The 7,471-nt window shown below is 72.1% G+C and carries 10 protein-coding genes; 6 read left to right on the plus strand and 4 right to left on the minus strand.

Features of this window, described 5'->3' with window-relative positions:
* Positions 1-157 precede the first annotated feature (157 nt).
* Genes TR48_RS17990 through TR48_RS18000 form a run of 3 tightly spaced genes read left to right on the plus strand, consistent with a single transcriptional unit; the run spans position 158 to position 1,701 of the window.
* Positions 158-841: a hypothetical protein gene (locus TR48_RS17990; RefSeq protein WP_042368341.1), complete on the plus strand. Its 684-nt coding sequence runs from the start codon at positions 158-160 to the stop codon at positions 839-841.
* A 28-nt stretch (positions 842-869) separates the two neighbouring features.
* The gene (locus TR48_RS17995) at positions 870-1,247 is read left to right on the plus strand and encodes a roadblock/LC7 domain-containing protein (protein ID WP_063771006.1); all 378 of its coding nucleotides are present in this window, start codon (positions 870-872) and stop codon (positions 1,245-1,247) included.
* Positions 1,248-1,296: 49 nt separating this feature from the next.
* Entirely contained in the window at positions 1,297-1,701 is a 405-nt protein-coding gene (locus tag TR48_RS18000; protein WP_236652201.1) for a hypothetical protein, read from the plus strand.
* Here TR48_RS18000 and TR48_RS18005 read toward each other — a convergent pair.
* The 4 genes from TR48_RS18005 to TR48_RS18020 form a co-directional block, all read right to left on the minus strand.
* On the minus strand, positions 1,694-1,885 hold the full coding sequence (locus tag TR48_RS18005) for a helix-hairpin-helix domain-containing protein (RefSeq protein WP_042368345.1): 192 nt from the start codon (positions 1,883-1,885) through the stop codon (positions 1,694-1,696). The two genes, TR48_RS18000 and TR48_RS18005, sit on opposite strands and share 8 nt — an antisense overlap.
* Positions 1,886-1,984: 99 nt before the next feature.
* Entirely contained in the window at positions 1,985-3,526 is a 1,542-nt protein-coding gene (locus TR48_RS18010; RefSeq protein ID WP_042368347.1) for an amino acid permease, read from the minus strand.
* A gap of 236 nt (positions 3,527-3,762) precedes the next feature.
* On the minus strand, positions 3,763-5,397 hold the full coding sequence (locus TR48_RS18015; protein WP_042368348.1) for a membrane protein: 1,635 nt from the start codon (positions 5,395-5,397) through the stop codon (positions 3,763-3,765).
* A gap of 29 nt (positions 5,398-5,426) precedes the next feature.
* Positions 5,427-5,621 (minus strand): hypothetical protein, encoded by a 195-nt coding sequence (locus tag TR48_RS18020; protein ID WP_042368350.1) that lies wholly within the window; start codon positions 5,619-5,621, stop codon positions 5,427-5,429.
* 342 nt (positions 5,622-5,963) lie between these two features.
* Here TR48_RS18020 and TR48_RS18025 point away from each other — a divergent pair, with 342 nt between their 5' ends.
* The 3 genes from TR48_RS18025 to TR48_RS18035 form a co-directional block, all read left to right on the plus strand.
* Positions 5,964-6,341 (plus strand): ankyrin repeat domain-containing protein, encoded by a 378-nt coding sequence (locus TR48_RS18025; protein ID WP_042368352.1) that lies wholly within the window; start codon positions 5,964-5,966, stop codon positions 6,339-6,341.
* A 181-nt stretch (positions 6,342-6,522) separates the two neighbouring features.
* On the plus strand, positions 6,523-6,951 hold the full coding sequence (locus TR48_RS18030) for a GNAT family N-acetyltransferase (protein WP_084729529.1): 429 nt from the start codon (positions 6,523-6,525) through the stop codon (positions 6,949-6,951).
* Between the two features lie 229 nt (positions 6,952-7,180).
* On the plus strand, positions 7,181-7,471 hold a 291-nt coding region (locus tag TR48_RS18035), incomplete at its 3' end, for a DoxX family membrane protein (RefSeq protein ID WP_042368356.1).

A 7,471-nucleotide genomic window follows, 5' to 3' on the forward strand; every position in this document is an offset into this window, starting at 1 on the left:
GCGCCCTGCTGGCGCCCCGGCACGCGGCGCCCCCCGCGCCGCCACCCGGCGCCTCGACCCGGCCTCCGCCCGCCGTCGCGGACGGTGTTTGGGACGGCGTCACGCCCGGCGTCGGCTCGGTGCGGCTGCCCCGGCGCCAGAGCCGCGTGAGCGGCTCATGACTCACAGCGGGTTCTGGGGAGGGGCGGCCGACGAGGAGGCGGCTCCGGGTGCGCTGGAGAGCGCGATGCGCATCCCCGGAGCGGTGGCGGCGGCCTTCGGCGATGTCGGCAGCGGACGGGTGCTCGGTTCGACTTCCCGTCCCGCACGGACCGGCGGCGTTCCGGTCCCACTCGGAAATGTCGCGCTCGGAATTGCCATGAGCGCGGTCGCGGATTTTGCGGAGACGGGCGGAAATCCCGGCGCCGAAGGATCGGACGCGACCGGAAACGGTCAGGCGGTCGAGGAAGTCATCATCACCGGATCGCGCTATTTCTGTCTGTGGCAGGCGGCGCGACTGCGCACCGGTGACTGGCACGCCTTCATCCAGATTTCCCTCGACCGCTCCCAGGCGAATCTGGCGATGGCCCGACTGGATCTGCGGGCCGTCGCGGAATGCCTGCCGGGCGCCGTGGAGTACCACCGGCATCTCGACGCCGCCTCCCGCAGGCCCGCGCCGGTCGCGCCCGTCCCGGCACCGGCCCCAGCCCCGCCGCAGCAAGCGCCGTACGAGGACGGGGAGGATCTGCCGCGCCGGGAACCCGGCCGGCAGATACCCGGATCGGTGCCGGCCGCGCGGGCCAGGCAGGTTTCGGAATCGACGCTCCGTCAGATTCTGTGGGGTCTCAGGCGGTACCGGTAGCACCGGTGTCCGGGGAGGGAGTGAGTGGATGACCCAGGAGGCGCTGGTCGCCGAGATCCGGGGGCTGCGCGAGCGGGTGCCGGGGATCACCGACGCCGCCGTCGCCGCGGTCGACGGCCTGCTGGTCGCGGCGGACACGGCGGCGGAGATCGACCCGGAGTCGCTGGCCGCGCTGGCTGCCGCGGGCCTGGGCCTGGCCCGCCGGACCGCGGCCGTCTCCCGGCGCGGCCCGCTGCGCCGGACCGTGACCCACTGCGGCGGCGGCTACGCCGTGATCTACGGGGTGGGCGACACCGCACTGCTCGCGGTCCTCGGCGACGAGGGCCTCGACCTCGTGCGCCTGCAACGGGAGACCGGCGCGCTCATCGAGCGCCTGGACGACCTGCTGTGCGGGCGCACGAGATGAAGGACACAGAAGACCGACCTTGGGGAAGACCATGAACACACCGGCGAGCATGTCCGACCGCATCACCGAACTCGTCAAGCACCTGCGCAACGACGTGCCCGACTGCCTGGCGGCGGGGGTGATCGACCTGTCCACCGGCATGCTGCTGACCGTGGAGACGGTCGACTCCCATCCGGCGGAGGTCCTCGACCTGCTCGCCGCCGCGACCTTCGAGCTGTTCCAGGGCCGGAACGTGGTGATGATCGAGAACATCTTCAAGGAGCGGCGCGGCGTCTCCACGGACCGCCACTACTTCCAGGAGGTGCTGGTCAACAGCGACAACCTGGCCCACCTGTTCATCCGGATGGACAGCCAGGACGAGATGGTGGCCGTCGTCGTGTGCCGCAAGAACGTCAACGTGGGGATGCTCTTCGCGCAGACGCGGCGGGTGATCAAGGAGCACGGCCCTATGTGAGCGCCAGACCTCTGGCCTCCAGGGCCAGCTTGAGCAGCCGCAGGGCGCGCGGGCCGACGCCGCTCAGCCGGCGCAGCTCCGCCTCGGGGACGCCGTCCAGATCCCCGAGGCGGCGGTAGCCGGCCTGTTCCAGTGCGAGGCGCGCCGGCTCGGTCAGCCCGGCGGGCAGGTCGTCGGTGGTCATGGCGGAACCTCCGGCGGGATCGCGGCGGGAGCGGGGGGACGGAATCGGCCGACGGCCCTTCTGTACCCGCTCCTGCCGCGCCCTTCACCTGGCGTCCGCTCAGATGCCGCCCAGATCCCGCTCGACGGCGGCCAGTTCCTCCGCGGAGCCCTGCACCTTGGGGCCGGTGAACCACTTGTGCGCCGAGGTCGCCCACCACACGCCCGCGAAGCCCAGCACCACCAGCACAGCGATCGGGGCGTAGTTGAAGTTCGCCGCCGTGACGGGGTTGGCCGTCGGCAGCATGAACAGCACGGTGATCACGACCACCCAGGTCACCGCGGCGATCCCGATCGGGCGGCTCCAGCGCCCGAGGTGCCAAGGCCCGCGCACGAACGACTCGCCGAGCCGCACCCGCAGGAACGTCGGGATCACGTAGGCGATGTAGAGGCCGATGACCGCGATGGAGGTCACGGCCGTGTACGCGGTCGCGTTCCACAGCGCGGGCAGCCCGAGCAGGAAGGCGCCGACCGCGGCCAGCCAGACGCCGTTGGTGGGCGTCCGGGTGCGCGGGTTGATCTGGTGCCACAGCCGGGAGCCCGGCAGCGCGCCGTCGCGGGAGAAGGCGTAGATCATGCGGGAGTTGGCGGTGACCGAGCTCATCCCGCAGAACAGCTGGGCCCCGATCGCCACCAGGAGCAGCATCTTGCCGCCGGTCGCGCCGACCGCGTCCATGAAGATCTGCGCGGGGGCGACGCCCGTCGCGCTGCCCACCTCGCCGTCGTAGTTCTGGATGGCGAAGGTGATGCCGATCAGCAGCACCCAACCGGCCAGCAGCGACACGATGATGGACATCACGATGCCCTTGGGGCCCGAGCGCGCGGCGTCCTTGGTCTCCTCGGTCATGTGCGCGGAAGCGTCGTAGCCGGTGAAGGTGTACTGCGCGAGCAGCAGACCGAGCGCGGCGACGTAGATCGAGCTGCCCCAGCCGGTGGTGTTGACGAAGTGCCCGAAGACGAAGCCGGCGGACTGGTGGTGGCTCGGCACGATGGCGAGCACGCCGACGATCACCAGCACGCCGAGCACGTGCCACCACACGCTGACGTTGTTCAGCAGGGCCACCAGCTTGACGCCGAAGGTGTTGAGCGCGCCGTGGACCACCAGGATCAGGCCGAAGATCAGCACCGTGTGCGCGGAACTGGCCGGGAACCAACCCTGGAGATCCAGCAGGGCGTTGATGAACTGCGCCGCGCCGAAGTCGATCCCGGCGGTCACCGCCACCTGCCCGAGGAAGTTGAACCAGCCGGTGAACCAGCTGAACACCGGACCGTTGTTCGGCGAGAGCTTGGCGGCCCAGTAGTAGAGCCCGCCCGCGGTCGGGTAGCTGGAGCAGACCTCGGCCATGGCGAGGCCGACCAGCAGGGTCAGCAGCCCGACGACGGGCCAGCCCCAGACGATGACGGCGGGACCGCCGGTGCCCATGCCTGTGCCGTACAGGGTGAGGCAGCCGGAGAGGACGGAGATGATGGTGAAGGAGACCGCGAAATTGGAGAAGCCCGACATCGTGCGGGCCAGTTCCTGCGCGTATCCGAGCTCGTGGAGGCGTTGTTCGTCGCTTGGGGTGTCTGTCGGGGAGAGCGCCGTGGGTTCTGTGGACGACATGCGCACCTCTGGTCTGTGGGGTGCGGACCGCTCAATGGTATGAAGGCAGTCCATTGGCGCCCTATTGAGCACCGCCCGCTACGGTGCCGTCAAGAGGGCGGCCGAGACCGGTCGTCCCGCACGGGCGCCGCCGCCCCCTCCCGACAACGGCTCCGCCCCACCGGAAGGGATCCGGTGGGGCGGGGGAGCTGAGCGGCCCTCAGCGTTGCGCGGTCCCTCGATGGGAACGGTGGCTCTCAGTGGTACCGGGGAGCCTCGGAGGGCATCGGCGGCAGCCCCACCGGAGGGAGGTCGAGCCGGGGGTGCTCGATGGCCGAGAGGTCGGCCACCAGCGTCGGCTCGGTGGCGTGCGCCGCCGTCGCGACCGCGGCGAGGTCCCCGGTGCTCTCCGTGCGGGTGTCCGCGTGGGGGAGCAGGGCGATCACCGCGTCGCGCTGGTCGATCGGGGCCTCGTCGTCCAACGGGTCGGGCGTCGCCGGGACCTGGAGGCGGACGGGGGCCGCGCCGCCGAGGCGGGCGTAGCCGCGACCGGGCGGGGTGTGGCTGGACGGGGTGATGTCGAGCGGGCCGCCGAGCGCGTCCATCGCCAGGTGCTGGCTCAGCGGCCCGAGCACGACCCGCGCCTTGCACGCGGACCGGACGCTCGGACGGATCCGCTCCAGCGCGTCGAGGCGGTCGACGACCACGACGGTGACGTGCGCGCCGCGGCCGTGCCGCAGCGGGGTCTCCAGCAGCTCCTGCGGGTCCGGGCGGCCCTCCGCCTGGGCGAGCTCGGTGAGTTCGGAGGGGTGGTCCAGCAGCAGCCACAGCGGGCGCACCGTGTCCGCGGGCGGCATGCCGCCGGTGCGCTTGGCCTCGTTGTGCGCGTCCAGACGGCGCTGCGTCTCGGTGGCCGCCCACTCCAGCGCGGCGAGCGCGCCGTGCAGGCTGGTCTCCACCGTCAGCACGCCGGGACGGCCGACCAGGCAGGCGTGCTCGCCGGTGCCCGCGCCGTCCACGACGACGATCTCGCCGTGCGGCAGCGCCTGCAGCGCGAGGGAGCGCAGCAGCGTCGAGGTGCCGAAGCCCGGAGTGCCGAGCGCGAGCAGGTGGGGCTCCGCCGAGCGCGGCCCGGTCCGCCAGAGCACCGGCGGCTGGTGGGTCTGGGCGCCCCCCTGCCGCACCGGGATCATCCGGTTGGTGCTGGTGGTGTCGGTGAAGCCGAGCACCAGCTCGCCGGCGGCGGTGACGAAGCGCTGCGCGGTGATGTCGCCCGGCAGCGGCGGGAGCGCGCTGACCTGGAGGCGGTTGACCTCCTCGTCCCAGGTGAACCGGAACTCGCGGCTGCGCCCGGACTTGCCGTGGATCACCTGCTCGATCCGCGCGCGTGACTGCGGCTCGGTGTCGGTGAAGTACGCCGGGTAGCTCAGGTCCAGCTGGACCAGCCGGCCCTCCTCGTCGAACTCCCAGCTGCTGAACGCGTCCTTGAAGTCGCCACCGTGCGCGTAGAGCGGGTCCGGGTCCGACTCGTGGATCAGATACGGCGTCAGGGCGGTGTAGATCGCGGCCAGTTTCAGGTTGCTGGTGTCCGGCGCGGGCGGCGCCGAGGCGACGCGTTCGCGTCCGGCCCAGGCGGCGCTGCCCATCAGGGCGAGCAGGGCGAGCAGCGGTCCGTACGGCAGCAGGGCGACGCCGGCGATCACGGCCACGACCAGGAAGAGCGCCGGGCCGCGCTTGTCCTTGGGCGTGGTGGCCCACCAGTTCTTCGTCCAGGCCGCGTGGGCGCGCAGGCCGCGGCCGATGGTGATCATCGGGCCGAACATGTCGGCGGCGTGATCCCCGGCCGTACGGGCCAGGCTGCGACCGCGGGCCAGGTGTTCGGTGAAGGTCATCTGGGTGCTCCGGGGCAGGTGCGGGCGCGTCAGAACTTGATGCCGCCGAGCAGGCTGGCGAGGCTGGCTCCGCCTGCCTTGATGCTGGGGGCGATCGCGGTGCCCGCGAGATAGAACCCGAAGAGGGCGCAGACGACGGCGTGCGAGAGCTTGAGGCCGTCCTTGCGGAAAAACAGGAACGCGATGATTCCCAGCAGGACGACTCCGGAGACGGAGAGGATCACGAGGGGCTCCTCGGCTTAGGGACAGCGGGCTGGAGGGTGGTCGCAGCGTGCCTGGTGGGTCAGGCCTGCCGCGCTTCCGGGGTTACGCACTGTCGAACAGCCGTAACGAAAAGTAATACGTACTGGATAGCATGAGATCGGGTGATTCGCCGGGTCTGCACCTGCTTGTACGGGGATCGTGTCCCGTGTCGCCCGCCTGGACGCGGCGGCGCGCGGGAGGTTCGCCCGGATGGCTGATCACTCGTTCGGTGGGCACCGAGCCCGTACGCTGTGGCTCGGCCGACCGATTCCCGTGACGTCCTTTCGGTGACGTCGACCCAGTGACGGAGAGCGCAGCAGACGATGAGTGACCAGATCGACCCCGAGGTCGTCGAGTTCGCGAACAGGATCTTCGACCTCGCGCGCGGCGGCGACGCCGCGACCCTGGCCGGCTACCTCGACGACGGTGTCCCCGCGGAACTGATCAACGAGAAGGGCGACAGCCTGCTCATGCTCGCGGCCTACCACGGCAACGCCGGCGCGGTGCGGACGCTGCTGGCGCACGGCGCCGACGCGAACCGGATCAACGACCGCGGCCAGACGCCGCTGGCCGGTGCGGTGTTCAAGGGCGAGCGTGAGATCGTCACCGCCCTGCTGGCCGCGGGCGCGGACCCGGACGCGGGCCAGCCGTCGGCGCGGGCCGCGGCGGAGATGTTCGGCAGGACCGACCTGCTGGCGTAACGACGCCGGAGGGCGACGGCAGGCGACGGCGGCCGAGGGCGGCCCCTGCGGCCCGGAAGAGGTGCGGGGGCCGTCGTCGGCTCTGCGTAGACTCGATCGCCGCAGGGCTGATCGAGTGGAGAGTGTGCGCGTGGAGCAGATACGAGTCGTCGGGTACGCCCACCCGGACGCGCGGCTGCTGATGGACGAGGTGCAGCAGGAGTACGTGCGCCGCTACGGGGACGGGGACGCGACCGTCCTGGACGCGACCGAGTTCGAACCGCCGAACGGCGTGTTCGCGGTCCTGTACGACGTGGACGGCGTCACGCCGCTCGGCACCGGCGCGTGGCGCGCCCAGGACGGCGGCGAGATCGGACTGGCCGACGGGGACGCCGAGCTGAAGCGGATGTACACCCGCGCCTCGGCGCGCGGCCGTGGCCTGGCCCGCCGGATGCTCCGTCACCTGGAGGAGGACGCCCGCAGGGCGGGTCGGCGCCGCATGATCCTGGAGACCGGCGACCAGCAGCCGGAGGCGCTGGCGCTGTACGCCTCCGAGGGCTACGCGCCGATCACGAAGTTCGGCTACTACCGCGAGTACGACTCGGCGATCTGTCTGGGCAAGGAGCTCTGAGGCTCCGAGCACGGGGCCTGGCGGCTGCCGGCCCGCCGACCCGGGCGGGCTAACCCGGGCGGCGGGGCCGCGGGCGACGGCGAAGACTGGAGAGGTCTGCGTTCCAGGCCGGACGCGGCGCCGACGCACGTGAGCGCGTGGGGCCGCGTCCGGCGCAGCCGCACGCCGGAAGCCCGCGAAAACGCGCGGAAGTCCGTGAAAGGCTGCGCTCACCCGAAAGGAAGGCGCCATGGCCTGCCTGAACCGCAAGGACCTCGGACTGCTGGCCCTTCGCCTCGGCACAGGGGGCGTGCTCTTCGCGCACGGCTCGCAGAAGCTCTTCGGCTGGTTCGGCGGCGGTGGTCTCCAGGGCACCGCGAAGGCGATGGAGTCCATGGGCTTCCATCCCGGCGGTCAGGCCGCGCTCGCGGCGGGCCTGGGCGAGGCGGGCGGCGGCGTCCTGCTCGCGCTCGGCGCGGCGACCCCGCTGGCCGGCGCGTCGGCGGCCGGGGCCATGGCGGGCGCGGTCTCGGTGCACCGC

The organism is Streptacidiphilus neutrinimicus, from assembly GCF_000787815.1.
Taxonomy (GTDB): Bacteria; Actinomycetota; Actinomycetes; order Streptomycetales; family Streptomycetaceae; genus Streptacidiphilus; species Streptacidiphilus neutrinimicus.